The 26817-nt window shown below is 72.9% G+C and carries 23 protein-coding genes and 1 tRNA gene; 14 read left to right on the top strand and 10 right to left on the bottom strand.

What is annotated here, in order from left to right:
* Positions 1–100: 100 nt before the first annotated feature.
* From OF819_RS04390 to OF819_RS04380, 3 genes are read right to left on the bottom strand one after another with little or no spacing between them, the layout of a single operon-like run.
* Positions 101–901, bottom strand: a complete 801-nt coding sequence (locus tag OF819_RS04390; protein ID WP_267241984.1) for an ABC transporter ATP-binding protein — start codon at positions 899–901, stop codon at positions 101–103.
* Positions 898–2544, bottom strand: a complete 1647-nt coding sequence (locus OF819_RS04385) for a FecCD family ABC transporter permease (RefSeq protein WP_267241983.1) — start codon at positions 2542–2544, stop codon at positions 898–900. The genes OF819_RS04390 and OF819_RS04385 overlap by 4 nt, the downstream gene beginning before the upstream one ends.
* Positions 2534–3565: an ABC transporter substrate-binding protein gene (locus OF819_RS04380; protein ID WP_267241982.1), complete on the bottom strand. Its 1032-nt coding sequence runs from the start codon at positions 3563–3565 to the stop codon at positions 2534–2536. Before OF819_RS04380 ends, OF819_RS04385 begins: the two co-directional genes overlap by 11 nt.
* 218 nt (positions 3566–3783) lie before the next feature.
* Here OF819_RS04380 and OF819_RS04375 point away from each other — a divergent pair, with 218 nt between their 5' ends.
* The 5 genes from OF819_RS04375 to OF819_RS04355 all read left to right on the top strand — a co-directional run bounded on the left by OF819_RS04375 (position 3784) and on the right by OF819_RS04355 (position 9375).
* On the top strand, positions 3784–5034 hold the full coding sequence (locus OF819_RS04375; protein ID WP_267242075.1) for an MFS transporter: 1251 nt from the start codon (positions 3784–3786) through the stop codon (positions 5032–5034).
* Positions 5035–5185: 151 nt separating this feature from the next.
* Entirely contained in the window at positions 5186–6412 is a 1227-nt protein-coding gene (locus tag OF819_RS04370) for a cytochrome P450 (protein ID WP_267241981.1), read from the top strand.
* Positions 6413–6515: 103 nt separating this feature from the next.
* Entirely contained in the window at positions 6516–7235 is a 720-nt protein-coding gene (locus tag OF819_RS04365) for a (Fe-S)-binding protein (protein WP_267241980.1), read from the top strand.
* Positions 7232–8677, top strand: a complete 1446-nt coding sequence (locus OF819_RS04360; protein ID WP_267241979.1) for a lactate utilization protein B — start codon at positions 7232–7234, stop codon at positions 8675–8677. Before OF819_RS04365 ends, OF819_RS04360 begins: the two co-directional genes overlap by 4 nt.
* Positions 8674–9375, top strand: a complete 702-nt coding sequence (locus OF819_RS04355; RefSeq protein ID WP_267241978.1) for a LutC/YkgG family protein — start codon at positions 8674–8676, stop codon at positions 9373–9375. Before OF819_RS04360 ends, OF819_RS04355 begins: the two co-directional genes overlap by 4 nt.
* Before the next feature lie 71 nt (positions 9376–9446).
* Here OF819_RS04355 and OF819_RS04350 read toward each other — a convergent pair whose 3' ends face one another.
* Positions 9447–9965 carry a DUF309 domain-containing protein gene (locus tag OF819_RS04350; protein ID WP_267241977.1) on the bottom strand — a complete coding sequence of 173 codons (519 nt, stop codon included), beginning with the start codon at positions 9963–9965 and terminating at the stop codon, positions 9447–9449.
* A 140-nt stretch (positions 9966–10105) separates the two neighbouring features.
* On the opposite strand from OF819_RS04350, the gene OF819_RS04345 reads away from it, so the two are divergent.
* A tRNA-Pro gene (locus OF819_RS04345) sits at positions 10106–10179 on the top strand.
* 94 nt (positions 10180–10273) lie between these two features.
* On the opposite strand, the gene OF819_RS04340 is transcribed toward OF819_RS04345, so the two are convergent.
* The 5 genes from OF819_RS04340 to OF819_RS04320 form a co-directional block, all read right to left on the bottom strand.
* The gene (locus OF819_RS04340; protein WP_267241976.1) at positions 10274–11044 is read right to left on the bottom strand and encodes an AfsR/SARP family transcriptional regulator; all 771 of its coding nucleotides are present in this window, start codon (positions 11042–11044) and stop codon (positions 10274–10276) included.
* 323 nt (positions 11045–11367) lie between these two features.
* Positions 11368–12585, bottom strand: a complete 1218-nt coding sequence (locus tag OF819_RS04335; protein ID WP_267241975.1) for an alpha/beta hydrolase family protein — start codon at positions 12583–12585, stop codon at positions 11368–11370.
* A gap of 121 nt (positions 12586–12706) precedes the next feature.
* Positions 12707–13336, bottom strand: a complete 630-nt coding sequence (locus OF819_RS04330) for a TetR/AcrR family transcriptional regulator (protein ID WP_267241974.1) — start codon at positions 13334–13336, stop codon at positions 12707–12709.
* A 3-nt stretch (positions 13337–13339) separates the two neighbouring features.
* A complete protein-coding gene (locus OF819_RS04325; RefSeq protein ID WP_267241973.1) occupies positions 13340–14953 on the bottom strand; it encodes an MFS transporter in 1614 nt (537 codons plus the stop codon).
* A 164-nt stretch (positions 14954–15117) separates the two neighbouring features.
* Positions 15118–15909: a 4'-phosphopantetheinyl transferase family protein gene (locus OF819_RS04320; protein WP_267241972.1), complete on the bottom strand. Its 792-nt coding sequence runs from the start codon at positions 15907–15909 to the stop codon at positions 15118–15120.
* A 213-nt stretch (positions 15910–16122) separates the two neighbouring features.
* Between OF819_RS04320 and OF819_RS04315 the strand changes: the two genes are divergently transcribed.
* The 8 genes from OF819_RS04315 to OF819_RS04280 all read left to right on the top strand — a co-directional run bounded on the left by OF819_RS04315 (position 16123) and on the right by OF819_RS04280 (position 25890).
* Positions 16123–17976, top strand: a complete 1854-nt coding sequence (locus tag OF819_RS04315; protein ID WP_267241971.1) for a fatty acyl-AMP ligase — start codon at positions 16123–16125, stop codon at positions 17974–17976.
* Between the two features lie 81 nt (positions 17977–18057).
* Positions 18058–18426 carry an acyl carrier protein gene (locus tag OF819_RS04310; protein WP_267241970.1) on the top strand — a complete coding sequence of 123 codons (369 nt, stop codon included), beginning with the start codon at positions 18058–18060 and terminating at the stop codon, positions 18424–18426.
* A complete protein-coding gene (locus OF819_RS04305) occupies positions 18423–21539 on the top strand; it encodes a type I polyketide synthase (protein ID WP_267241969.1) in 3117 nt (1038 codons plus the stop codon). The genes OF819_RS04310 and OF819_RS04305 overlap by 4 nt, the downstream gene beginning before the upstream one ends.
* A complete protein-coding gene (locus OF819_RS04300; protein ID WP_267241968.1) occupies positions 21536–22558 on the top strand; it encodes a 3-oxoacyl-ACP synthase III family protein in 1023 nt (340 codons plus the stop codon). The genes OF819_RS04305 and OF819_RS04300 overlap by 4 nt, the downstream gene beginning before the upstream one ends.
* Positions 22559–22572: 14 nt before the next feature.
* Positions 22573–24576 (top strand): HAD-IIIC family phosphatase, encoded by a 2004-nt coding sequence (locus OF819_RS04295; RefSeq protein ID WP_267241967.1) that lies wholly within the window; start codon positions 22573–22575, stop codon positions 24574–24576.
* Positions 24573–24827: an acyl carrier protein gene (locus tag OF819_RS04290; protein ID WP_267241966.1), complete on the top strand. Its 255-nt coding sequence runs from the start codon at positions 24573–24575 to the stop codon at positions 24825–24827. Before OF819_RS04295 ends, OF819_RS04290 begins: the two co-directional genes overlap by 4 nt.
* Positions 24824–25006: a hypothetical protein gene (locus OF819_RS04285; protein WP_267241965.1), complete on the top strand. Its 183-nt coding sequence runs from the start codon at positions 24824–24826 to the stop codon at positions 25004–25006. Before OF819_RS04290 ends, OF819_RS04285 begins: the two co-directional genes overlap by 4 nt.
* Positions 25003–25890, top strand: a complete 888-nt coding sequence (locus tag OF819_RS04280) for a thioesterase II family protein (protein ID WP_267241964.1) — start codon at positions 25003–25005, stop codon at positions 25888–25890. The genes OF819_RS04285 and OF819_RS04280 overlap by 4 nt, the downstream gene beginning before the upstream one ends.
* Here OF819_RS04280 and OF819_RS04275 read toward each other — a convergent pair.
* Complete coding sequence (locus OF819_RS04275) at positions 25850–26710, bottom strand: MBL fold metallo-hydrolase (protein ID WP_267241963.1); 861 nt, start codon at positions 26708–26710, stop codon at positions 25850–25852. The two genes, OF819_RS04280 and OF819_RS04275, sit on opposite strands and share 41 nt — an antisense overlap.
* Between the last annotated feature and the right edge of the window lie 107 nt (positions 26711–26817).

The raw sequence follows: 26817 nt of genomic DNA, 5'->3' as shown, positions 1-26817 counted from the left end.
GCTGAAGTGTCATCGAGTGGCGGCAAGCGCCGGGTTGGGGTCTGGTGAATGGGGAGGGTCTGGTGAACAGGTCTGGTGAACGGGGAGGTGCCGCCGGCCGTCAGACGCTGACGCCTTCGGCGCGGCGGCCGTCCGCGGCGAGCGGGCCGCGGTAGACGACCGTGAGATGGCCCAGGGCGTCCCGGGCGACGTCCGCGTCGACGCCGAAGACCTCCGCGAGGCGCCGCGGCGTCAGCACCTCCTCGGGCGGGCCCTCGGCCGCCGGCCGGCCGTCGTGCATCAGCAGCAGCCGGTCGCAGTAGCGGGCCGCCAGCGACAGGTCGTGCAGCGCCACCAGCACGGTCTGGTCGGTCGCGGCCAGCAGCTGGAGCAACTCCAGCTGATGCTTCACATCGAGGTGGTTGGTCGGCTCGTCGAGCAGGATCGCGTACGGCTGCTGGGCCAGCGCCCGCGCGATATGGGCGCGCTGGCGCTCCCCGCCGGACAGCGCCTTCCACGACCGGCCCGACAGCTCCGTCAGGCCCATGCGTTCCAGCGCCGCCGCCACGACGGCCCGGTCATAGGCGTCATGGCCGCGCCAGCGGTCCCGGAAGGGCATGCGCCCGAGGCCGACGACATCGGCCACCCGCAGATCGCTGTCGGTGTCGGCGGCCTGCTCGACGAACGCGGCATGCGCGGCCAGCCGCCGTGTGCTCCAGCCCGCGACCGGCTCGCCGTCGTACCGGACCTCCCCGGACGACGGCGTACGCAGCCCGGCGAGGCAGCGCAGCAAGGTGGACTTGCCCGAGCCGTTGGGCCCGATCAGCCCCACGGTGCTGCCCGGAGCCACGTCCAGGTCCACGTCGCAAACGATGTCCCGGCCTGCTGCCGACCAGCTCAGCCGGTGTGCGGCGATTCTCACAACTCACCTCGTCTGCGCAGTACGAGCAGAAACAGCGGAACGCCAAGCAGCGCGGTGAACACTCCGACCGGCACCTCCTGCGGTGCGAACGCCACCCGCGCGAGCGCGTCCGTCCACACCAGGAACACCGCTCCCGCCAGCGCCGAGAACGGCAGCAGGACCCGGTGCAGCGGGCCGATGAGGAAGCGCACCAGATGCGGCACGATCAGCCCGACGAAGCCGATGGCCCCCACCGCCGCGACCGCGACCGCCGCGATCAGCGACGTGACCACGAGCAGCGCCAGCCGGGTGCGGCGGACGTCGACGCCGAGCGAGGCGGCGGTGTCGGCGCCGAAGGCGAAGCCGTCGAGGGCGGCCGAGAACAGCCACACCGCCGCGAGGCCCGCGGCCGTGACGACCGCGCACACCGCCACCGCGTCCCAGCGCGCCGACGCCATGGAGCCGAGCAGCCACTGGGTGACCGCGCGGATGATGTCCGCGTCTCCCGACGCCATCAGGATCATCGAGGTCAGCGCGGTGAAGAGCTGCGCCACGACGACACCCGTGAGCACGACCCTGACCGAGTCGAGCCCGCTGCGCCGCAGCAGCAGCATCAGCAGCCCGAAGGACAGCAGCGCACCGGCGAACGCCCCGCCCGCCACGGTCAGCGAGCCGACCCCGACGCCGAGGACCACGACCGCGGCCGCCCCTGTGGAGGCCCCGGAGGAGACGCCGAGGAGATAGGGGTCGGCCAGGGCGTTGCGGGTGACGGCCTGCAGCACCGCGCCGCACACCGCGAGCGCGGCGCCGACCAGCGCGGCGAGCAGCACTCGCGGCACCCGCAGATCCCAGATGAGGGAGTCCACGAGCGGCGGCAGGGGCGTGACGTCCAGACCGAGCCGGGAGCCGACGGTCGCGGCCAGGTCGGCGTAGGAGACATCGGTGGTGCCGATGCGCACGGAGACGGCCGCGGAGGCGACGAGTACGACGATCGCGGCGGCGTACAGCGCCGCTGTCGACAGTGCCGAACGCCCCACGGCCGGCGGCGCGGTGGGCGCGGCCGCCGGGGCCGCGGACGCCGTCCGGGTGTCCCCGCCGTGGGCGTCCCGGCGGGCAGAAGGACGCAGCAGACCTGCCGTCGGCTGCCGGGAGGGGGAGACGTCGTCGTCGCGGGCCGCGGCCCCGGCGTCCCGGCGCGGCGGCTTCGCCCCCGGCCCAGGCGCGACGTCCGGCCGCGAGCCTGTGCCTGCGGCCCGTACGTTCGCCGGGCCGGCGCCCCGGTGGGCGTCCTGGTGCGGCGGTTTCGCCGCGGGCTCCCGCGCCGTGCCTGGCGGTTGGCTTGTGCGTGGGGCTTGTGCGTCTGCGGGGCCGGCGCCCCGGTGGGCGTCCTGGTGCGGCGGTTTCGCCGCCGGTTCCGGGGCCTTGCCCGTCGGTGAGCCTGTGCGCGGGGCCTGTGCTTCCGTCGGGCTGGCGTTCCGGCGGGCCGACATCCGCGGCGGTTTCGCCGCCGGTTCCGGGGCCTTGTCCGGTCGTGAGCTGGTGCCCGCGGCCTCTGCTTCCGCCCGGCCGGAGGGCGCATTCGCGCTTGCACCAGCGGGCGCGGCCCCGGCGGCGGCGTGGCCGCCCGCCGGGCCCGCGGTCACGGTGTCCGCGTCAGCGGACATAGCCCAGGTCCTTCATGCCCTGCGTCAGCCGCGGCAGGGCGCTCACCGTGCGGACCGACGCGTCCATTTCGGTGCCGGGGATCTCGATGAAGCGCTTCTTGACGACGGCGTCCAGCTTGGACGTCACCGGGTTGTCGCGCAGCGCGGCCAGCTTCTCCTCCGCTGTGTCGCCGGCCTTGCCCCGCTCGGAGAGGTCGCCGAGGACGATGAAGTCCGGGTTGCGCTTGGCGATCTCCTCCCAGGTGACGGCGGGCCAGTCCTCGGACAGGTCGTCGAAGGCGTTCTTCGCGCCCACGACCCGGCTCATCTCGCTGGGCATCGCGGTCCCGCCCGCGACATACACGCTCTCGCCGAAGATGGAGTACACCCACACGACGCTCGGTTCGCCCTGGACGCCGTCCGCGATTCCGGCGGTCTTGTCGAGCGTGGCGCGCTGTTCCTTGATGAGCTTCGCGGCGCGGTCCTCGACGCCGAACGCCTTGCCGAGGTTCTCGAAGTCCTTGAAGAGCAGATCGAAGGGCCTGCTGCCCGCCGGGTTCTGGTCCGGGCAGTTCACGGCGCTCACATAGGAGGGCACCTTGAGCTTGTCGAGCTCCTCGCGGGTGCCGACCCCGTCCTTGGTGAAGTGCGTCGTGTAGCCGCTGACGACGAAGTCGGGGGTGGCGGCGCGCAGTTGCTCGGCGGTGAGGAGCTTGGGGCTGAGCACGGGCACGTCCGCGTAGGCGTCCGCGTACTCCTTGGCGATCTTCGTCTTGAGGTTGGCGGTGCCGGCCATGCGGTCCTTCAGGCCGAGCGCCAGCAGCACCTCGGTCGACGACTGGTCCAGGGTCACCGCGCGCTTCGGGGGCGCTTCGACAAGGACCTGGTGGCCGCAGCTGGTGAGCGTCGTCTGACCGGCCGCCGCCTGCTTGGCCGGCGAAGAGCCGCCCTGGGAGCCGGTGTCGGAGCCGGATCCGGCGCAGCCGGCGGTCGCGAAGGCGAGGGCCAGGGCGGCGGCGCCGAGGCGGACGGGGTGGTGCATGGAATGTTCCTCCGGTCTGGGGGTCTGGGTGTGCGGGCGCGTCGGGCAGGGGTGCGCACGGCGAGGGCACGCGGTTCACGGCGTGCCCTCGACAACCGGTAGTGTAATGGTAATCGTTTTCAATAAGCTAGCCCCGGGGGCGCATCCCGCACCCCCGGAATCCCTCAGATCCCCTTCGTTCCTCTCCACACCGACAGGAGTTCCCCACCGTGGCGACCATGTCCCCGCAGACCGCCTCAGACACCAGCCCGCCCCCCAAGCGGCGCTCCGTCCTTCTCGACCCGGCGTTTCTGCGCCTGTGGACCGGGACCACCGCATCCGGCCTGGCGACCTGGGCGCTGCCCTTCGTCCTCGGGCTCGCCGTGCTCGACCGCACCATCGGCGCGGCCACACTCGGGCTGCTGCTGGCCGCCCGCACCGCCGGATTCCTGATAGCCGTCGCCGTCGGCGGCGTACTCGCCGACCGCTACTCCCGCCGCGGCGTCGTGCTGTGGGCCGCGCTCTCCGCGGCCGTGGCGACCCCGCTGCTGGCCGCAGGACTCGGCCGCTCCCTGGCCCTGATGGCGGCCGCGGCCGTCGTCGCCGGCGCCGGACAGGGCGCCTGCCGCCCGGCCTTCCAGGCGCTGACCGCCGAAGTCGTCGACGAGGAGCGGCGGCAGCAGGCCAACGCGGCCATGACCCTCTCGGTGCGGGTGACGACCCTCGCCGGCCCCTCGCTTACCGCGCTGGCCGCCGTCTTCCTCCACACCTCGGCGCTGCTCGTCGGCATCGGCCTGCTCTGGCTGGCCGCCGCGCTGGTGCCGGGCCGCGGAAAGCCCAAGGCGACGCCGTCCGAAACCCCCGCCCAGCGCCCCTCCTTCGGCCGCGACTTCGCCGAAGGGCTGCGCGAGGCGCGCAGGCACCCGTGGTTCCTGGCCGGACTCGGCGCGCTGACCGCCGTCATCGCGACCGGCTACTCCGCGACCGGCGTCGCCCTTCCGCTGGTCAGCCGCGACCGCTACGACACCGAGGTGGTGCTCGCCGCCGCCATGACCGCCTACACCGTCGGCGCGCTGGCCGGCGCCCTGGTGATCGGCCGCTGGCGCCCCGCCTCCCCGGGCTGGGCCGCCCTCGCCGGGCTCGCCTGCTACGGCTTCGCCCCGCTGAGCCTGATGTTCCCCGTGCATCCGGCCGTGGTGATCGCCGCGTACGTCGTCGCGGGCATCGGCATCGAACTGTTCAACGTGCCCTGGTTCACCGCCACCCAGCGCGAGGTGGCCCCCGACAAGCTGGCCCGCGTCTCGTCGCTGGACTTCATGCTGTCCTACGGCCTCGCCCCGGTCGGACTCGCGCTCATCGCCCCCGCCATCGACGCCTTCGGCACCGGCCCCGTGCTCGCGGGCTGTGCGCTGATCTGCTTCCTCGGCCCCGCCGCGGCGGCCCTGACGCCCAGTGCGCGCCACTTCGCCCGCACACCGGCGGCGGGCTGAACGGCGGGCTCCCCGTCCCCGCGTCACCCCGCGACACCCCGGCGTGTTCTATGGACGGCCGTGCTGCGAACTCCCGTACTGTGAGGTTCACTTGCCAGGACGATGCCCGCAGACACGGCCGTGCCAGAACAGCGACCCGGAGGCGACCTGCGTGACGACGAGCAGAGACCAGACCAGGCTGGACGCGCTGCAGCGTGACCCGTATCCGCACTACACGCAGGCCCGCGAAGCCGAAGGCCTGACCTATGTGCCCGAGCTCCAGGCCTGGCTGGTCTCCCGCGACGCGGACGTACGGGAGGTGCTGCGCAGGCCCGATGACTTCTCGTCGGCGCACGCCCTGCTGCCGGACGCTTTTCCCTCGCCGGCCGCGCTGGAGGTCCTCGCCCAGGGATTCGGCAAACGCCCCACGGTCGTCTCCACGGACGGCGAGGCCCATGAGCGCCACCGGGCCCCGCTCAACCGGGCCCTGACGGCATCACGGGTCGCCGGCCTCGTGCCGTACGCGGCCGAGCGGGCCGAGGAGCTGGTCGACGCCTTCGCCGCGGACGGGCGCGTGGAGCTGATGCGGGCGTACGCACGGCAGCTGCCCGGCCAGGTGATCGGACGGGTCGTCGGGCTCGACCCGGCGGATGTGCCGGCCGCGGTGCACGGCGGCCACCGGGCGGAACAGCTGCTGTTCCGCCCGCTGGACGCCGCCGAACAGCTCCGCTGTGCCCATGACGTCGTGGCCCTGCAGCTGATGCTCGACCGCTGTGTGCGCGCCCGGCGCGAGGACCCGCGCGACGACCTGTGCTCCATGATGACGGCCGCGTATGCGCCGGGAGACGGCGAACTCACCCTCGAACAACGCCATGAGCTGGTGTCCAACCTCCAGAACTTCCTGATCGCCGGGCATCTGACCACCACCGCGCTGATCGGGACCGCCGTTCTGAATCTGCTGCGCGACCGCGCCCAGTGGGAGGCGATATGCGACGACCCCGGGCTCATCCCCGCAGCCGTGGAGGAAGCGGCCCGCTATGACAGCCCCGTGCAGGGATTCCGCAGGACCACCACCCGGCCGGTGACCCTCGCGGGCACCGAACTGCCCGCCGGGGCCACGCTCTTCGTCGCCTACGGCTCCGCCAACCGCGACGAGCGCCGCCATGAGCGGCCCGACGCCTTCGACGTCACCCGCCCTCTCTCCCGCCGCCATCTGGCCTTCGGCCACGGCGCCCACGGCTGCCCCGGCGCACAGCTCGCCCGCGAGCAGCTGAGGCTGACGCTCGCGCTGCTCGCCCGCAGGCTGCCCGGACTGCGCCTGGACGCCGATCACCCGCAGCCGGTCATGCGGCCCACGCTGATCCACCGGTCACCGGAGGAGCTCCATCTCACCTGGTGAACCGGGCGGCCGCTCACGGCAGAGGGCGGCAGCGGGGCGGCAGCGGCCGTGGCGAGGCGGCAGCGGCCGCGTCGGGGCGGCGGGGCGGCCTATCCTCCGGACCATGCGTGTCGCTCTCTTCGTCACCTGCGTCAACGACGCGGTGTATCCCGCCACGGGCATCGCGACCGTCGAGCTGCTGGAACGGCTGGGTGTGACGGTGGACTTCCCCGCCGGACAGACCTGCTGCGGACAGCCCGCCTTCAACACCGGATACAGGCGCGAGACGCTGCCCCTGGTGCGGCGGACCGTGCACACCTTCCAGGGGTACACCCATGTGGTGACCCCCTCCGGCTCGTGCGCCGCCATGGTGCGGCGGCACTATCCGGAGCTGGGCGGAGCCGCCGGGGCGGAACTGGCCGCACGCACCTATGAGCTGACGGAGTTCCTCGTCGACGTCCTGGGCGTGACCGACGTCGGGGCCCGCTTCCCCCACACGGTCGCCTACCACCCCTCCTGCCACGGCGCACGGCTGCTGGGTCTCGGAGACCGGGCGCAGCGGCTCCTCGCCGCCGTCAAGGACCTGGAGCTGGTCGAACTGCCCGGCGCGGACGAGTGCTGCGGCTTCGGCGGCACCTTCGCCGTCAAAAACCCGCAGGTCTCGGCGGCCATGGGCGAGGACAAGACGGCGAACGCCCTGGCTGCCGGAGCACAGGTGCTGTGCGGGGCGGACAACTCCTGTCTGATGCACCTCGACGGGCTGCTGCGCCGCCGGGACGCGCCCCTGCGCACACTGCACATCGCGGAGATCCTCAACACCACGGAGGAGACACCACGCCCATGAGCCGTCGCCCCGCCCCCGTGCACCTCGGCATGCCGTCCTTCCCCCGCGCCGCCGCAGAGGCCGTGCACGACCGCACACTGCGCGCCAACCTCCGCCACGCCACCCACACCATCCGCGGCAAACGCGCCAGGGCCGTCGCGGAGCTGGACGACTGGGACCGGCTCCGGGAAGCCGGGAAGCGCATCAAGGACCACACGCTGCGCCATCTCGACGTCTATCTGGAGCAGCTGGAGGCAGCGGTCACCGAGGCGGGCGGCGCCGTCCACTGGGCCGAGGACGCCGCCGAGGCCAACCGCATCGTCACCGCCCTCGTCAAGGAGACCGGCGAACGCGAGGTCGTCAAGGTCAAGTCGATGGCCACGCAGGAGATCGGCCTCAACGAGGCGCTGCGGGCCGAGGGCATCGCCGCGTACGAGACCGACCTCGCGGAACTCATCGTGCAGCTCGGCGACGACCGGCCCTCCCATATCCTCGTGCCCGCCATTCACCGCAACCGCCGCGAGATCCGCGACATCTTCGCCGACCGGATGGGCCAGTGGGGCCGGCCCGCGCCCGCGGGCCTCGGCGACGATCCGCGGGAGCTCGCCGAGGCGGCCCGGCTGCATCTGCGGGAGAAGTTCCTGCGCGCGAAAGTCGCCGTCTCCGGGGCCAACTTCATGGTCGCCGAGACCGGCACGCTCGTCGTCGTCGAGTCCGAGGGCAACGGCCGGATGTGCCTGACCCTCCCCGAGACCCTGATCTCCGTCGTCGGCGTCGAGAAGACCGTGCCCACCTGGCGGGACCTGGAAGTCTTCCTGCAGACCCTGCCGCGCTCCTCGACCGCCGAGCGGATGAACCCGTACACCTCGATGTGGACGGGGACGGCCGCCGCGCGGGCCCGGCACGGCGACGGCCCGCGGACCTTCCATCTGGTCCTCCTCGACAACGGCCGCACCACAGCGCTCGCCGACGAGGTCGGCCGGCAGGCGCTGCGCTGCATCCGCTGCTCGGCCTGTCTGAATGTGTGCCCGGTGTACGAGCGGGCCGGCGGCCATGCGTACGGCTCCGTCTACCCCGGCCCCATCGGGGCGATCCTCAGCCCGCAGCTCCGCGGCATCGGCAGCGACGTCGACGCCTCGCTGCCGTACGCCTCCTCACTGTGCGGGGCCTGCTACGAGGTGTGCCCCGTCGCCATCGACATCCCCGAGGTGCTGGTCCATCTGCGGGAGCGGGTCGCGGCCCGCGGCGGCCCGGGACACCGGCTGGAGAAGGCCGTCATGAAAACGGCGGGATGGGTGCTCGACCACCCGGGCGCCCTGGCCGCCGTCGAACGCGCCGCCTCCCGGACGCGGGCGCTGCACCCGGACAGGCCGCCCGGCGCCGGAGCGTGGACCGCGGAGCGCGAGCTGCCCGCACTGCCCCCGGAGCCGTTCCGCGACTGGTGGAGGAAGAACCGCACATGACGCCCCCCGAACCCCCCGGGCACCGCGCACCCTGTGCGCCTGGTGCACCTCGTGAACCTCGGTCATCGCGCGACCGCATTCTCGCCCGTGTACGCGCCGCCGTCGCAGGCGGCCCTGACGCGCCCGCCCCGGACCGCGACTACCTCACCAGCCACACCCCCGACGACCCCGACGCTCTGGCGGACCTGCTGCACGCCAACCTCACCGAGTACCGGGCCGTCGTCCACCGCACCGACGAGGCCGGTCTCCCCGCACTGATCGCCCGGCTGCTGGCCGACCACGGCGCACGCAGCGTCGCCGTGCCCGACGGGCTGCCGGACGGCTGGCTCAGGGCCGCCGACGCCGAGCGGCGCACCGACGAAGGGCCGCTGACCGCCCGTCGGCTCGATGAGACGGACGCCGTCGTCACCGGCTGCGCCCTGGCGATCGCCGAGACCGGCACGATCGTGCTGGACGGCGGTCCAGGCCAGGGCAGACGTGCCCTCAGCCTCATCCCGGACCTGCATGTCTGCGTGGTGCGCGCGCCCGGTCAGATCGTCGCGTCCGTGCCGCGGGCCCTGCCCCGCCTCGACCCGGCCCGCCCGCTGACCTGGATCTCCGGGCCCTCCGCCACCAGCGACATCGAGCTGCACCGGGTGGAGGGCGTCCACGGCCCGCGCCGGCTGGAAGCCGTCCTGCTCACCGGGGTGTGCCGCTGAGCGCTCCGCGGGATGTGCCGCTCCGGACACGCTGTCGGCTCACGCTGCGTCCCGGACTTCACCGAAGCCGCTCAGCGGGGCGCGGAGCGCAGCCGGGGCGAGGCGGCCGCCGCGTCCACCGTACGCTCCGGCTCCTCCTCCAGCCGCGCCGCCAAATGCCGGGCCCAGACGACCAGTCCGGCCACATCGATGCCGTACGGACACACCTCGCCGGTCAGCTCCGTATGCCCGCGGATGCGGTTCGCGCCCCGCAGCAGCAGCCGCGCACCGCCCTTCGCATTGCCCCGCGCGCCATGCGTCAGCCCCACCGCCAACTGGGCGAGGCCGCGCCACAGCTCCGCCTCGGACGCCGGCCCCGACTTCCACGCATCCTCGAACACCTCATGCGCATGGAACGGCATGCCCGCGTCCAGCAGCCGCTGCGCCTCCGCCACCGTCGCGTCGGGGGAGCGCACCACCCCCTCGGGCTGCCGCTCCACCCCGGCCGCCCCATAGGGAAGCGGGCGGCCGAGACCGTCACGGGGCCGGGCGCTGCGGGCGCGCCCCTGGTCGTCACGGTCCCGCGACCACTCGCCTGGTCTGTCGTCCATTCGTCGATTCTCGGCCCGCGGACCGCCGCGGGGCCACTTGACGCACGCAGGCCCCCGGGAGGCGATGTGATCCGGGCACGGGGAGTGAGGTAATGTTCTTCTCGCACGCCGGGGCCGGGAACACCGGACAAGGCGGGCATCGGGACGTGGCGCAGCTTGGTAGCGCACTTGACTGGGGGTCAAGGGGTCGCAGGTTCAAATCCTGTCGTCCCGACTGATGAAGTCGCATGGCTGAGGGCCGCGACCGGAAGCATCCGGCGCGGCCCTCAGCCATTGCGGGCTATTGCGGGCCCGTGCGGCACGGGTGGTCAGTGCGCGAGCGGCGCCATGCCCGCCGTGTCGAGGAAGGTCGCGTCCGCGCGCAGGATGGCTTCCTGGGCGCGGCGCAGTCCGGGGCCCGGTTCGACGCCGAGCTCCTCCCGGATCACGCGGCGGGCGCTGCGGTACACATCCAGCGCGTCGCCCTGGCGGCCGACCCGGTAGAGCGCGATCATCAGCTGCCGGTAGAAGGGCTCCCGCAGCGGATGCCGGACGACCAGGCCCATCAGATCCTCGATCACCTCATGGTGGCGGCCGAGCGCCAGGGCCGATGCGATGCTCAGCTCGGTGCAGTTGAGCCTTTTCTCCTCCTCGATCGCGGCGAAGGACTCTATGCCGCAGGAGCCGGAAATTCCGTCGAGCACGGGCCCCCGCCATATTTCAAGCGCCCGTTGGAGGAAGTCGGAAGCGAGGGCGAAGTCCCCGGCGGCATAGTGCACCCGGCCGATTTCATAGAGCTTCTCGAACTCGCCGGCGTCGAGCGTCGCCGCGCTGACGTCGAGGATATAGCCGGGCGGCGCCGTCAGGATCGGCGAGCAGCCGCCCGGCTGGTTCAGCAGCTTGCGCAACTGCGATACGTATACCCGCAGGCTGGCGGTCGCGCAGCGCGGAGGATCCTGCTCCCACAACTCCATGACCAGCCGGTCGCCGGGGATGGTCTCGCCCGCGTGCATGATCAGCAGGGCGAGCAGCTTGGCGATCTTGGGTGGGGCGGGCGTCAGGTCGACGCCGCCCCGGGTCACCCGGAGGGGACCCAGCACCTCGTATCGTATTGGACGGTCGGCCAGCGCAGAGAACCGGGACACGTGAACCCCCTGAATGCGTGCTGCGCATTCACATAGAGCATCATTCCCCCGTCGGCTCCTAAGCGTAGCGGCAGACAGCGAATGTGTGGCGGATCTGTCGTTATTTCCCAAGCTATCACCGATTGGCCGCGCCCGGCTCACGGGCTGTTGCGGTCCGGTTAATTGATGGGAAAATGGCCTGAGTTAATTGAATTATTGAGGTGGGCAAAGGTGGCTGAAAAACGGTTCAGGCCGGCAGGGCGCCGGCCTGAACGCAAGCTGTGTGACCCCGACGTCCGTCAGGCGGTGTTCGCCCAGAGGGGGCCGAGCGTCTGCGACAGCCACGAGAACAGCCGGTCGTGGTACAGGTGCATGGCGCCGGAGTGGCAGTGCGCACCGCCGCCCTCGTCCCGGGTGAAGACATGCAGCGTCTTCGGGGAGTTCAGCGCCGCGTACACCTTCTTGGCGTGTTCCAGCCCCGCGAAGAACATGTCCTCCTCGGCGTCGAGCACCAGCACCGGGCAGTCCACCGTGCCCAGGACCTCACAGAGGCCGAACGCGGGCAGCTTGCGGAGCAGTTCGGCGGGGGTGTCCGCGCCGAACGTCCACATCGCCTGACGCAGCAGCCAGCGGGTGAACGTCTGCTGCGCCGCTATCCCGTATACCACCGGGTCGGCGAAGTCGTCACAACCCTGCTCGACCCATTCCAGCACGAAGGGCGGCAGGGCCACCACATCGCCCAGCTGCCATACCGCGTCATGGGCGGCGCAGCCCGCCAGCCGGTGCTCGAACGCCGCCGCCCGCAGGCACAGCAGCCCGCCCAGACTGGTGCCGACCAGCGCCAGCCGCGAGGCGTCCACTCCCGGCAGGGTCAGCGTGAAGTCCACCACGGGCCTGACCACCTCCTCCCAGTCCGGGCGGAAGGTGAGCCCCTGGTCGCGCAGGACCGAGCCCTGGCCGGGCCCTTCGAAGCACAGGCAGTGGTAGCCGCGCGCCACCGCGGCGGCGGCGATGAAGAAGTATCCCTCCTCCAGCGTGGAGTCGATCCCCCCGTGGTGGATGATCGTCGGCCGGGGCGCGCCGGAGTCGTCCGCCCGGTAGAAGTAGCCGGGCAGGGAGGTGTTCTCGTACGGGATGCGCACCGGCTCGGGCGGCCGCTCCAGCAGCACGGCCGCCTGGGAGAAGACGTCCTTCGACGCCTGGAACAGGCGCAGCGCCTCGGCGTCCCGGCCGGGGTCGTCCCGCAGGAAGAACTCGGCGGTGCGGTAGTAGTTGTGGGCGCGCAGCAGCGAGGCGCGTGCGTCGGCGGTCCGGTCCTCGTCCAGTGCGTTGTAGCCCAGCCGGGCGACCCGCTCGGCCATGGCGGCCCACTCGCGGCGCCAGGAGTCGGTGTCGCCTTCCGGGATGCGCGAGGTCACCGCCATGACCTCGCCGAGCTGCGCGCCGCCGAAGTCGGCGTATCCGGCCGTGCGCAGCGCCTGGTAGTCAAAGGCCGGGTCGTCGAAGAGAAATTTCATCGGAGCGGCTCCTGAGATCGATGGATGTCTTGAGGCCGGTGTGCTGCCGATGCTGCGTGTGCTGCATGTGGCTGCCTGTGGTGCCGTACGTGCGTGCTGCGCGCCGCCGGGGGGGGGGAGGTCAGCGGCCGGGGCGGCTCCGGGTTCCGTCGAGGAACACATCGACGACGGACTGGGCGAAGGCCGCCGAGTCCACCGGCCGCTGCCGGAGGATCAGCCGGGAGAGCATGGGCCCGGTGAGCATCTCGATCGCCTGGTCCACATTCAGGTCGGCGCGGAGCTCCCCGCTCTCGATGCCTTCGGACAGCGCCTGTTCGAAGGCCCTGCGCCGCTGGGCCACCACCGTCTCCTCGAAGCGCTCGACGAGATGGGGGCGGCGCGCCGCCTCGCCCACCAGGCCGGCGAGCAGCCGGTGCAGCAGGGTGTCCTGGCCGCGGTGCCGGATCTGGTCCACCAGCGCCACCAGCTTGTCCCGCAGGGGGAGCCCCTCCAGTTGCGGGACGGGCAGATCCAGGCTGCCCAGGGCCGCGAGCACCAGGTCTTCCTTGTTGCGCCAGCGCCGGTAGACGGTGGCCCGGGCCACCCCCGCTCGCTGTGCCACAAGGTCCATGGACAGATCGGCGTAGCTGCAGCCTTCCCCGAGCAGGGCCAGGGCGGCCTGAAGGATGGCGTGGTCGGCGGCGGGATCGCGTCGGCGGCCGCCCCGGGACGGGTTTCCCGGGGCGGCCGCCCGATGAACGTGCGGTGGCATCAGTCAGACCTCCGTTGGCTGGGTGGCTGGGGATGTGCGCTCGGCGGCCCCGCGTCCCGCGCTCGTGCGGGGAGGCAGAAGCAGCAGGCTGACCAGGGCCCCGAGCAGGGTGGCCGCGGCTGCGGCCAGGGCAGTGGTGTGCATGGCCGACACAAAGGCGTCGACGGCTGAGGCGGCGAGCCCCTCGCCGCGGGGGCCGAGCGACTCGGCGGCGGTGAGCGTGGACTCGACGGACTCAAGGGCCCGGTCCTGTACGTCTTCCGGGAGGCCGACGGGCAGGGCGGTGAGACGGTCCGTCATATCCGAGCGGTAGGCGCTGGTCAGGACCGAGCCGAGCACGGCCACCCCGAGCGCTCCGCCGACCTGGCGGAACGTGGTGTTGACGGCGGAGCCGACGCCGGCGCGCTCCTGGGGGAGGGAGGCCATCACGGCGGCCGTCGCGGGCGGCATCACACAGGCGATGCCGACGCCCATGACGAAGAACACGGACTCGATCGCCCAGAGGGAGGTGTGCTGGTCCACCGCGGTCATGGCCAGGAGCGACAGCGTGGCCAGCAGCATCCCGGCGCAGCACACCGGCCGGGTCCCGATCCGCCGGGCGGCGAGGCTGGCCGGGACCGCGAACGCCAGTTGGGCGACGGCCAGCGGCAGCAGCCGGATTCCGGCCTGGAGCGGCGACCAGCCGCGCACGCTCTGCAGATAGAAGACAAGGAAGAACGTCGCTCCGAGCAGCGCGAAGAACACCAGGCCGATGACCGTCACGGCGGCCGAGAAGCGGGGGATGCCAAAGAGGCCGACGTCCAGGGCGGGCCGGGCGGTGCGGCGCTCCCAGAACACGAACCCCGCGAGCACGGCGAGTCCGCCGAGCACCGGCGCCCACACCTTCCACTCCGTCCAGTCCGCGGCCCCGCCCCCCTCGATGACTCCGAACACCACCAGCGCGAGGCCCGTGACCGACAGCAGGACGCCGACCGGATCGAAGCCGCCGCGACGGCTTCGGTCCGCCGACTCCGGCACCACGAGAAGCGCGGCCACGATGCCCACGGCCACGATGGGAATGTTGATCAGGAAGACCGAGCCCCACCAGAAGTGCTCCAGCAGCACGCCGCCGGTGACCGGGCCCACGGCGACGGCGAGTCCGGCCGCACCGGCCCATACGCCGACGGCCTTGGCACGCTCGCCCGGCGGGAACACCCGCATGATGATCGCCAGGGTCGCGGGCATCACCAGGGCCGCGCCCACGCCCAGCGCGGCGCGGGCCGCGACCAGTTCGGCCGCGCTGTCGGCATAGGCGGACCACAGCGAGCAGAGCCCGAAGACGGCGAGGCCGGTCACCAGGGTGCGTTTGCGCCCCCAGCGGTCGGCGAGCACGCCGGTGCTGATCAACAGCGCCGCGAAGACGAGGGTGTAGGAGTCGACCGCCCACTGGAGGCCGCTCGGCGAGGCGTCCAGGCCGATGGGCGCCGGCTCGGCGAGCGTCTTCAGGGCGACATGGAGGATCGAGGTGTCGAGGACGACGAGCAGCAGGCTCACCAGCAGAACGCTCAGCACCAGCCAGCGGCGCGGATCGGCCTGGCGGGGTTGCCCGGCGGGATGGAGTCGGGTCTGGGACGTCACGGTTTTCCGCTCCTCGGAAGAAGAGGGTGCTGCGTGAACGGACGGGGGGTGCTGCGGGGTACGGCGTGGGACCGAAGGCCGTGCGCCCTGAGGCTAGACCCGCCCTCGGGTCGAGTCAATGGTGTATCGAAACATGGCTGTCTCGTATCTCGGGGCGGTCTCACTCAGGCGGACATCCGCGGTCCGGCCTCTGTGAACCGGCCCGCCGGTCCGACCGCGGACGCGACCACGAAGCGCCGCGCCGCCGGGCCGCTGACGAAGCGCCAGCCCGGCGCCGCGGGCGAACGCCACCGCAGGCCGTCCCCGTGCGCCGCACCGCACACCACGAAGGGCACACCCGACAGATCCAGCCGCAGCCCCACCCCCAGGGCCTTGGCATACGCCTCCTTCAGCGTCCAGCGGTGCACCAGCGCCCGATTGCGCGCCTCGGCCGGCAGCCGCGCAAGCCGCGCCAGCTCCTCGGGGTGACAGAACTTCTCCGGCAGCAGCGGCATCGACAGCGGCCGGTCCCGCTCCTCGGTGTCCACACCGATCCGCCGTCCCCGGGCCACCCCCACCACCAGCAGGTCGCCGGTATGGCTGATGCTTACGTCGAAGCCCGCGGGCGCCCGCACCGCGGGGCGGCCGCCCTCGCCGCGCACCAGCTCTGCCCGCGCAGGGTCCGCGGCCGCCGCCGCGGCCACCGCATGGCGGGCCAGCAGCCGTGAGCCGAACAGCCGTCCCCGTACCGCCGGTTCCCGCGCCGAGCGGTACCGGGCCCAGTCCGCGCCCGACAACTCCTTGGCGGGGACTCCCGGCGCGGCGGCCCAGTCGGCCAGCAGACCGTGGCATACGGCGTGCCCGTCGTGCAGCACACGGCCGCGGACGCACCGCCACCCGCCGTCCGCCCGGTCCGTCTCTCCGCCGTGACCGGCTGCCCCGGGGGGCGGCAGCGGACCGATCGAAATCCCGGTCATGGAGGGCTCCTTCACAAGGCACCGCGTGTCACGCAGTGGACGAAAGGCCGGTGGCGGAACGGAGTCTGCCGCACTTCCCCAGGGCCGCGACGTGCACCGCAAGTGGTGCTTTACACGCCCTTTTCAGAGCACCCGAACGATGAGGGGAGCCGGTGGCACCACGTGCCGCACCGGCGCCGCACACACCGCCAGCCCAGACAGAGAGGACGTGCCGTGGCGCTGCCACCCCAGCACCGGACGTTGACCGACGCCATACGCGCCGGCGTGGAGCACTGCCCCGAGCGGGCCGCGTTCGTGTATCTGCACGAAGACGGCCGCGGCATGCGGCCCGAGCGGCTCAGCTACGCGGAACTGGACCGCCGGGCCAGGGCGGTCGCCGTCCGGCTGCGCGAGGCGACCGCCGGACGCGCCGACCGCCCTGTACTGCTGCTCTTCCCGCCGACCCTGGACTTCATGACCGCCTTCCTCGGCTGCTTCTACGCCGGGCGCACCGCCATCCCCGCCCCGCTGCCCGACGAGCCCGGCGAACGCCTCGCCAGGGTCAGCGGCATTCTGCGCGACGCCTCGGCAGGCGCCGTGCTGACGCTGCCCGAGCACCGGCAGGCGCTCGCCGCCTGGCTGGCCGCCTCCGGAGAGCACGATGTGGCATGCCTGGCCGTCCGGGGCGACGGCGAGGACCCGGCCGTGGCCGAGATGTGGACCGCACCGCGCGTACGGGACACGGACGTCGCCTTTCTCCAGTACAGCTCCGGCTCCACCAGCGAGCCCAAGGGCGTCATGGTCACCCACGCCAATCTCGCCGCCAACCAGCAGGCCATCGGCCGGGCCATGGCCATCCCGCCCGGCGTCGTCGCCGGAAGCTGGCTGCCCCTCTACCACGACATGGGGCTCATCGGGATGACGCTGCACCCGCTGTGGCGGGCGGGCACCAGCGTCCAGATGTCGCCCGTCTCCTTCATCAAGCAGCCCCACCGCTGGCTGCACATGATCCATGACTACCGCGTCCAGGGCACCGCCTCGCCCAACTTCGGCTATGAGCTGTGCACCCGGCGCGTCACCGAGGAGCAGTCCGCGGGGCTGGACCTGTCCAGCCTCCACGTCGCCCTCAACGGCGCGGAGCCGGTGCGCTCCGACACCCTGCGCGCCTTCATCGCACGTTTCTCCCCCCACGGGCTGCGCCCGGAGGCCCTGGTGCCCAGCTACGGCCTCGCCGAGAACACCCTGCTGGTCGCGGGCGGAGTCACCGGGCGCCCGCCCGGCGAACTGACGGTCGACGCCCACGCCCTGGAGCAGGACGAACTGCGCGAGCCGCAGCCCGGCCGCACCGCCAGGACCCTGGTGTCCTGCGGGACCCCGCAGGACACCGAAGTCCTGATCGTGGACCCCATGACGCTGCACGTCCTGCCGGACGGGCGCATCGGCGAGATCTGGCTGCGCGGCCCCTCGGCGGCCGCCGGGTACTGGAACCGGCGCGAGCTGACCGCCGAGACGTTCCACGCCGAGACCGCGGACGGCCGCGCCGGATATCTGCGCACCGGCGACGTCGGCGCCCTCCACGACGGGCAGCTCTATGTCACCGGACGCATCAAGGAGATGCTCATCCACTGCGGCCGCAATCTCTACCCCCAGGACCTCGAACTGGCCGTCCAGGAGATGGGCCCCGCCTTCCGGCGCGGCGGCGGCGCGGTGTTCACGGTCGGCGACCCGCACACCGGCCGGACCGGTGTCGTCGTGGTCCAGGAACTGCGCCCCCAGTACGCTGACGAGGCGGGGCTGCCCGCACTCGCCGCGTCGGTGCGGGCGCTGCTCAGCCGGGAGTTCCAGCTGTCCGGGGCCAGTGTGGTGCTGGTGCGCCCCGGAGCGATCCGCAAGACCACCAGCGGCAAGACCCAGCGCACGCTGATGCGGCAGCTCTTCCTCGCCGGCGATCTGCCCGTCCTCCACGAGAGCCTGGAGCCCGCCGTCGCGGCGCTGGCCGCAGAACATATGCGGCAGACGGCGTCCGACGCGGGGCAGGCCGCGCACTCCACAGCCTCCGGGACCCCGCTGGCCGCCCCCGGCCACTGAGACTCCACGCCGGCAATCCTGCCGGATTCCATGCCGATTCCTGCCGACTCCATGTCAGGCGCCATCCAGGGAAGGGCACTCATGCACACCGACACCGACACCGTCACCGACAGCACCGCCGACGCCTTCGCCGTCGACGAATCCCGCACCGCCGCCTCCGGCCTCGCCATGCCCGGCCGCACCGCACGGGAACTCGAGGCCTGGCTCACCGAGCGCGTGGCCTTTCACCTCCACCGCTCACCCCGGGACGTCGACCCCGGCACTCCGCTGGCGGACTACGGCCTCGACTCGGTCGCCGCGCTCAGCATCTGCGGAGAGATAGAGCAGCATCTGCTGCTGCCCCTCGCTCCGACGATCGTCTACGACTTCCCCACGGTCCGGGCGATCAGCGCCCATCTCGCGGAGCAGCTCGGCGGCGGCGCGGCCGGCGACGCCGGGACGGCATCATGACGGCACGCGAACCGATCGCGGTCGTCGGGCTGGACTGCCGCTTTCCCGGCGCCCGCGACCCCAAGGAGTTCTGGGACCTGCTGATCCAGGGCAGAGACGGCACCGGCCGGGTGCCGCCAATGCGCTGGGACGCGGCCCGCTACCACCGCGCACCCTCGGCCGACGGCCCGCTGCCCGGCCGCGCCAACACCCTGCGCGGCGGCTTTATCGACGACCCCGACGCCTTCGACCCCGGCTTCTTCGGCATCTCCCCGCGCGAAGCGGCCGCCATGGACCCCCAGCAGCGGCTGCTGCTCCAGTGCTCCTGGCGCGCCATCGAGGACGCCGCGCTCGCCCCCGCGGAGCTGGCCGCCACCGCCACCGGGGTCTTCGCCGGCGTCATGGCGAACGAGTGGGCCTGTCTGCATCTGACGGACTACGAGCACATCAGCGCGCGCCACGGCTCGGGCAACGGCTACTTCATGGGCGCCAACCGGGTCTCGTACCACCTCGACCTCAAGGGCCCCAGCCTCGCCGTCGACACGGCCTGCTCCTCGTCCCTCGTCGCCGTGCACCTCGCCCTGACCGCGCTGCGTTCCGGCGAATGCGACTACGCCCTCGCGGCCGGCACCAACCTGATCATGACCCCGGCCATCAACATCTTCTACACCCAGGCCGGACTGTCGGCCCCCGACGGCCGCTGCAAGCCGTTCAGCTCCGCCGCGGACGGCATCGGCCGCGCCGAAGGCGTCGCCGTGCTGCTGCTGCGCCGCCTCGGCGACGCCCTCGCCGACCGCCAGCCGGTCTACGCGGTGCTCAACGAGACCAGGGTCAACCAGGACGGACGCAGCAACGGCATCACCGCGCCCAGCCGCTGGTCCCAGCAGCGGCTGATCGAGGACGCCTGGCGGGCGGCCGGCGTCACCGCGGACGACATCCGCTTCATCGAGGCGCACGGCACCGGAACGCTCCTCGGCGACATGATCGAGGCCCAGGCCCTCGGCCAGCTCACCGCGGAACGCAGCGAAGGCGGCAGCATCGCGCTGGGCTCCGTCAAGAGCAACTTCGGGCACGCCGAGGGAGCGGCCGGCCTCGCCGGGCTGATCAAGGCCGTGCTCGCCCTGCACCACCGCACCGTGCCGCCCAGCCGGTACGCCGACGAGGAGAACCCCGGACTCCAGCTGCCCGCACGGCGGCTGGCGCTGCTCAAAGCACCGCAGCGGCTGCCGTCAGGCACCGTGCACGCGGCGGTCAGCAGCTTCGGCATGGGCGGCACCAACGCCCACGCCGTCCTGTCCTCTCCGCCCCGCGCCCCGCACCGGTCGTCCGGCCGCGCCCCCGGAGTCTTCACCCTCTCCGCCCGCACCCCCGAGCGGCTGCGGCCCAATCTGCTGGCGCAGGCCGATGCCCTGGCCCGCCAGCCCGCCGACCGGCTCGCACAGCTGTGCTGGACCAGCAACCGGGTCAAGTCCCGCTTCCCGCACCGCGTCGCCGTCGCCGCCCACGACCTGCCCGGACTCGTCAGAGAGCTGCGTGCCGAAGCGGAACGCCACCGCCGGACGGAGACGGAGAGCGGGCACCCGAACCGGGGCACGGCAGCCGCGCCCGCCGTCGCCTTCGCCTTCACCGGGCAGGGCGCCCAGCACGCCGCCATGGCCGCCTGCTGGTACACCGCCTCACCCGTGTACGCACGGCTGCTCGACGAGATCGACGCACTGCTCCAGCCCCATGTCGGGCGCTCGCTGCGGGACGCGATCCTCGAAGGCGACGAGGACTTCCGCCGCACCGGACTGGCCCAGCCGGCCCTCTTCGCCGTCGAGTACGCCATGGCGGGCGCCCTGGCCGACGCCGGGATCACCCCCTCCTGCGTGATCGGGCACAGCATCGGCGAGTTCGCGGCCGCCTGTACGGCTGGAGCGCTGGACGCGGCCGACGCCGCACGGCTCGTCGCCCGCCGCGGAGCGCTCATGGACGCCCTGCCCGACGGCGGCGGCATGCTCGCCCTGCCCCTGGACGCCGCCGAGGCCGGCCGGCTGCTCCACGGACGGCCCCGCCTCGGACTGGCCGCCGTCAACGGCCCCGACCGCACCGTCGTCGCCGGAGACCTCACCGAACTCGCCGCACTGCGCGCCGCACTGGCCGAGCGGGGCGTCACCGCCCGCCCCCTGGACGTCTCGCACGCCTTCCACTCCCCGCTGATGCTGCCCGTCGTCGACGCCTTCCGGCGCGAGAGCGCGCACGTCGCCCCCCGTACGCCGGGACTGCCCTTCTACTCGACCGTCCACGGCAGGCTCAGCGCCGCGGACGAGCCGCTCGACGCGGACTACTGGGCGCAGCAGATCACCTCACCGGTGCGGTTCGCCGATGCGGCGGCCGAACTGCTGGCCGCGGGCCCCACCCACATCGTGGAGATCGGGCCGCGCGCGGTCCTCACCCCGCTGCTGGCCCGGCTGCGCCACGACGCCGACGAGGCCGACGAGGCCGACAGCGCCCCGGTGAGCTGCCACGCCGCCCACCCGGGTGAGCACGCCGCCCGCTGCCGGCCGCACCAGCTTCTGGGCGAGCTGTGGAGCGCCGGGCTCAGCCCCCGCTGGGACACGCTGTACGCGGCGGAGGACCGGGTGCCCCGCCGGCTCCCCCCGTACCTCTTCGACGACACCTTCCGTGCCTGGCGCTCCGCCGCGCAGCCGCGCACCGCCCCCGAACCGACCGCGTCCGCGCCCGTCATCCCGCAGGACGCGGCAGCCGCGGCCCCGCCCGGCCGGGACCACGGAGAGTCGTGCCCGCCGGCGACGGCCGACGACCTCCCCCGGACAGCCGGCGAACTGACGCACCGGCTGGTGTGCCGCGTCGGCGGGCACGAACCGGCCGCCGTGCACCTCGGCTCCCGGCTGCACGAGGACCTCGGGTTTGACTCCATCCAGGTCATGGAGCTCAAGGCGCGCATCGAGAAGGAGCTGCCGCAGCTCGGCAGCCTGCCCGTCGAGGAACTGCTCGCCAGCCTCAGCACGCTCGGCGACCTCGTCGACTACCTCAGCGAACGCCTCCTCATGGACCCCGACGCCTCAGACGACGCCCCGGACCGCCCCGCGGAACGGCTCAGGGGCTCCCTCCCGGAAGGAACCCCCTTATGACCGCACCCGCCGTGCACCTCGCCTCGGTCGGCACCTGCCTGCCGGGGGACCCGGTCGACAACGCGACCCTCGCCAAGCTGGTCGGCATCGACGAGCAGTGGGCCGAGATGTTCATCGGGAACACCGCCCGCCACTTCGCCGTCGATCTGGCCACCGGCCAAGTCCGCGAGACCCTCGCCGACATCGCCGCCGCGGCCGCCGACCGGGCCCTGGCGCAGGCCGGACTCGAGGCCGCCGACATCGACTGCGTCGTCATGGGCACCGCCACCCCCGACCAGCTCATGCCCGCCACCGTGAACCTGGTCGCCGACCGGCTCGCCATCGACAACGTGCCCACCTACCAGCTCCAGTCCGGCTGCGCCGGCGCTTTCCAGGCCCTTGACGTCGCCCGCACCCTGCTCCTCGCGGGACGCTGCGCCACCGCGCTCGTCATCGGCGGCGACGTCTGCGCCAAACACCTTGAGACCGACTACGACCCCGCCTCCCGCAGCTCCGCGGAACTGGTCAACTATGTGCTGTTCGGCGACGGCGCCGGGGCCGCGGTGCTCAGCACCGAGCCGCTCGGCGAGTCCCTCGCCGTCCGCCAGGTCCTCAACCGGCTGGTGGGACTGGGCAGAGAGCCCGGGCAGGTCATCGACTGGTTCGGCCTCGGCGACCGGCACAGCGACCGCACCGCCGTCTTTGAGGACTACAAGGCGATCGAGACCGCCGTGCCCCTGCTGGCCCGGCAGATGTTCTGGGAGCTCCTCGACGACGTCGGCTGGCGCGCCGAACAGCTGGACTATCTGCTGCCCCCGCAGCTGTCCGCCCGGATGAGCGAGCGGATCTCCGCCGCCATGCCCGCCCCCGACGCCGTACGCGTCAATGTCGTCGGCACGGTCGGCAACAACGGCAACGCCCTGCCGTTCCTCCAGCTCGCCGAACTCCTCCAGCAGTGGCGGGGGCCCGGCCGCGTCGCCGCCGTCGCCGTGGAGTCCAGCAAATGGATCAAGTCAGGTCTTGCCCTGGAGCGCATATGACCCCTGGAGCGCATATGACGACGACCGAGCACAGCCATCCGCCGCCCGCGTCCGCTGCCGAACCCACCGCCGCCGGGCCCCCGCGTCCCACCGCAGACGGCGACAGCGAGAGCGGCAGGGGGCACGGGGACGCCCTCGCCGCGCTGCGCGCCGCCTACGCCGCGGGACGGCTGGAAGCCGAGTACGACACCGTCCGCACCCTCCTCGCCCGACTGCCCGATCGCCAACTGACCGCTGCCGGACAGCTGCTGGCCCGCCTCGACCGCAGCCAGGTCCTGCGGCACCACCCCGCCACTGTGCGGATCGCCGTCCGCATCACCGGCCAGTCGACCGTCGCACCCCTCGTCGCCCCGCTCACCGCACAGCTCGCCCGCCACGGCATCCTCCTCGACCCCGCCGTCTCCCCGTACGGCTCCTGTCTGCACGATCTGCTCAGCCCACGGCAGACCGGTCCGGACGCCGACCGCGACATCCCCGGGCTCACGCTCTGCCTCCTCGACTCCCACACGGTGTTCGAGGAAGTCCCCTCGCCCTGGCGCATCGCCGATGTCGAATCCGCCGTCCGCTCCCGGCTCGAACTGCTCGGCAGAGCCGTGCGCACCCACCAGGAAGACGGCGGCGGACCGCTGGTCCTGAACACCGTGCCGCTGCTCCGCGACCACACCCACCAACTCGTCGACCTGCGGTCCAGGGCCGCCCTCGGCGCGCTGTGGCGCGAGTTCAACGCCGGTCTGCTCGCCCTCGCCCAGCGCCATCCCGGCCTGGTCACCCTCGACCTCGACCCGCTGATCAGCCAGGGCATCCCCGCGTACGAGCCGCGCACCGCCGTTTACGCCAAAGCACGGCTCGGCGAGCAGCTGCTCGCCGCCTACGCCCGCGAAGCCGCGCATCTGGTCCGGGCCCGGCTGGGCAGAACCCGCAAATGCCTGGTGCTGGACCTCGACGGCACACTGTGGGGCGGCGTCCTCGGCGACGACGGACCCGACGGCATCGAGCTCGGCTCCGGGCTGCGCGGCGAGGCGTACGCGGAGTTCCAGCGGACGCTCAAACAGCTCTCCTCACAAGGGGTGCTCCTCGCCGTCAGCAGCAAGAACGACACGGACAACGTGCTCAGAGCACTGCGCGAGCACCCCGCGATGCCGCTGCGCGAGAGCGACTTCATCCAGATCAACGCCAACTGGCGGCCCAAACACGACAATCTGCGGGACATCGCCGACAGCGCCAACCTCGGACTCGACAGCTTCGTCTTCGTCGACGACAGCTCCTTCGAACGCGGTCTGGTCCAGGAGCGGCTGCCCGAGGTCGCCGTCGTCGCGGTCGACGGGGAACCCGCCCTGCACACCGCCGCGCTCCTGGCCGAAGGCTGGTTCGACGTCACCGATCTCACCGAGGAGGACCGGGAGCGCACCGCCCGCTACCGCACCGAGGCCAAGCGGCGCGAACTGCGCGAGGACACCGCCTCCTACCAGGAGTATCTGGACGGACTCGGCATCGAGGTCACCCTCCGCCCGCCCACTCCGGCGGAGTTCAGCCGGGTCTCCCAGCTCACCCTGCGCACCAACCAGTTCCATCTGGCCACCGAGCGGCTGCGGACAGAGGACATCCAGCGCCTGTGCGCCCGGCCCGGCTGCCGGGTGCTCGCGGTACGGGCCCGCGACCGCTTCGGCGACCACGGTCTCGTCGGCGTCATATTCCTGTGCCGGGACGGCGACATCCTGCGGATCGACAACTATGTGCTGAGCTGCCGGGTGTTCTCACGCGGCATCGAGAGCGCCTGTCTGACCGCGGTCCTCGAACACGCACGCGCCACCGGCGCCCGCAGTGTCCTCGCCCGCTATCTGCCCTCCCCGCGCAACGCGGCCTTCGCCGGCTTCTACGCCGACCACGGCTTCACCCCCGAGGACGCCGGTCACGGCGACGGCGACGCCGGTCTCCTCCGGCACGGCCTGCACACCCTCCCGCCCGCCCCCGCGCACATCCGCCTCCACGCCGACCTCGAACAGGAGCGACAGACATGAATCCGAACGCGCACACCGTCAGCGTGGCCGATGCCGCCGAGTTCTGCGCCCTGGTCACGGAGGAGCTCGGAGTGGCCCTCACACCGCAGGACCTGGACCGGCCCCTGGACGACTTCCCCGAATGGGACTCCGTCTATCTGCTGCGCCTGGTCACCGTCATGGAGAGCGTCACCGGCCGGCGCGTCCCGGTGGCCGAGCTGATCGAGGCCGCCACCTTCCGCCAGATGCACGAAGCGGTGGTGCGCGCATGACCGCCGTCGACCGGCGGCTCATCGAGCGCCGCACCGGTGCGCCCGGCCGCTGTCTGCACCTCAGGGCGCTCTTCCTCGACACCCCGCTGGTCCTGGTCTGGGACCCCGAGCTGGTACGGCGGGCGGCCGGGGCCGTGGGGCGGCTGGTGCGCAGGGCCGGCCCCAAGGGGGGCCGATGACCGCCCCGGCTTCGTCCTCCGCCGCTTCGTCCTCCGCCCCGGCGCCCGGCGCCCGCCGGACGCCCGCCTGCCTGGTCCGCACGCCACGCGAGAACCCCCCGCTGCGCCTGTTCTGCTTCCACCACGCGGGCGGCGGAGCGTCGTTCTTCGCCCCATGGCCCGGCTGGGTCGTCCCGTCCGTCGAGGTGCTGCCCGTGCAGCTCCCGGGGCGGGAGGCCCGCTACCGGGAGCCGCGGTTCGACGACGTCGGGCGGCTCGCCGAGGTCCTGGTCCGCGAGCTGGAGCCCTGGCTCCAGGGACCGTACGCCTTCTACGGGCACAGCATGGGCGCCCTGGTGGCGTTCGCGGTGGCGGCGGCCAGGGAACGCACGGGCGGCCGAGCCCCGTCGGCCCTCTTCGTCGGCGCGTACGCGGCGCCGCACCGCACGCCGCCGCTGCCGCCCGCCGACCGCTGCGGGGACGCGGAACTCGCACGCTTCCTCGTCGGCGTCGGCGGGCTGAGCCCCGAGTTCCTGGGCCGCGACGAGTGGCTGAGCGCCCTGCTGCCCGTCGTCCGCGACGACCTGCGCATCTGCGCCAGCCACCGCAAGGCTTGGCTCCGCACCCCCGCGGGCGACGGCTCCGGCGGCGGCTCCGGCGGCGGCGCGGCACTCGGGACGCGGCCGTCGCTCGACATCCACGCCTTCACCGGTGCGGACGACACACTGGTCGACCCCGACGCCGTACGCGCCTGGGAGCGGTACGCCCGCACCTTCCGCCTCGCCCGCGTCCCCGGCGGGCACTTCTTCCCCCGCGAAGCCCCGGCCCCCTTCTTCCGGGAGCTCAACGCCGCGCTCGTACGGCTTATGCCGGGGAGGGCGGAGGCAGCCGCGGAACCCGGCTGATCCGCCGCGCGCTCTCCTGGGCGTTCTTCTCGTACAGCGCCGCCTGGTCCCCGATGCCCGGCATGATCCACTCGGCCCCCTGTTCCGAGCGGTCGGCGAAGGTCAGCCCCCGGGCGTCGGGGCGCAGCCCGGTCACGGTGAGGCAGAACGGCTCCACATACTCGATCTCCCTCCGGGAGGTCAGCCGGAACGGCCGGTCATGGCCCGGGTAGATGACGTCGGCCAGATCCACCACTCGGTCGATGCTGCGCACGGCCTGCTCCGCATCCCAGAACACCAGCGGGTTGCGCCGGACCCTGGCGACCTGGGCGAAGTGCAGCGCGTCGCCCGTGATCACGCTCCGGCCCGCGTCGGTCTCCACGACGACGCCGACGCTGCCCGGCGAATGGCCGGGGAGGGCGAGGATGTGCACGCCCGGCATCACCTCGTGCCCGTCCCGCACCTCGCGGATGGGCAACTGCTCCAGGAGCAGCCCGGTCCAGGAGGGCGTGGCCCAGTCGTTGGCGTGGGGCGTGTGGGCGTAGCGGCGTTCGTCCGCGTGGATCAGCAGTGTCGCCTGCGGGAACAGGTCGATGTTCTGCACATGGTCCCAGTGGGCGTGGGTGAGCACCACGGTGTCGACGTCCGCGGCGGCGAGCCCGTGCGAGGCGAGCGCCTCCCACAGGAAGGGCCGCCGCCCGACGTGGGCGGCGTCGACGAGGATGTTCCGGCTCTCACCCGCGCTGTCCCGTCCCCGGACCAGGAACACGCCGCAGAAGGCGGGATAGCCCTGGTCGGTGTCGATGGCGTAGCCCGGCAGCAGGATGTCAACGGTCGGCATGCTCTCTCCCTTACTTGTGTGGCTCGGTTCTCCCCCGACTCCGTCCCAGGGCGCCCCCACGGGACGCTTCAGCGTCTGTCGCGCGTACTCGCCCACGAGCTGAACGG

The organism is Streptomyces sp. PR69 (genome assembly GCF_026420845.1).
GTDB lineage: Bacteria > Actinomycetota > Actinomycetes > Streptomycetales > Streptomycetaceae > Streptomyces.
This window is presented reverse-complemented; position numbering and strand designations above follow the sequence as displayed.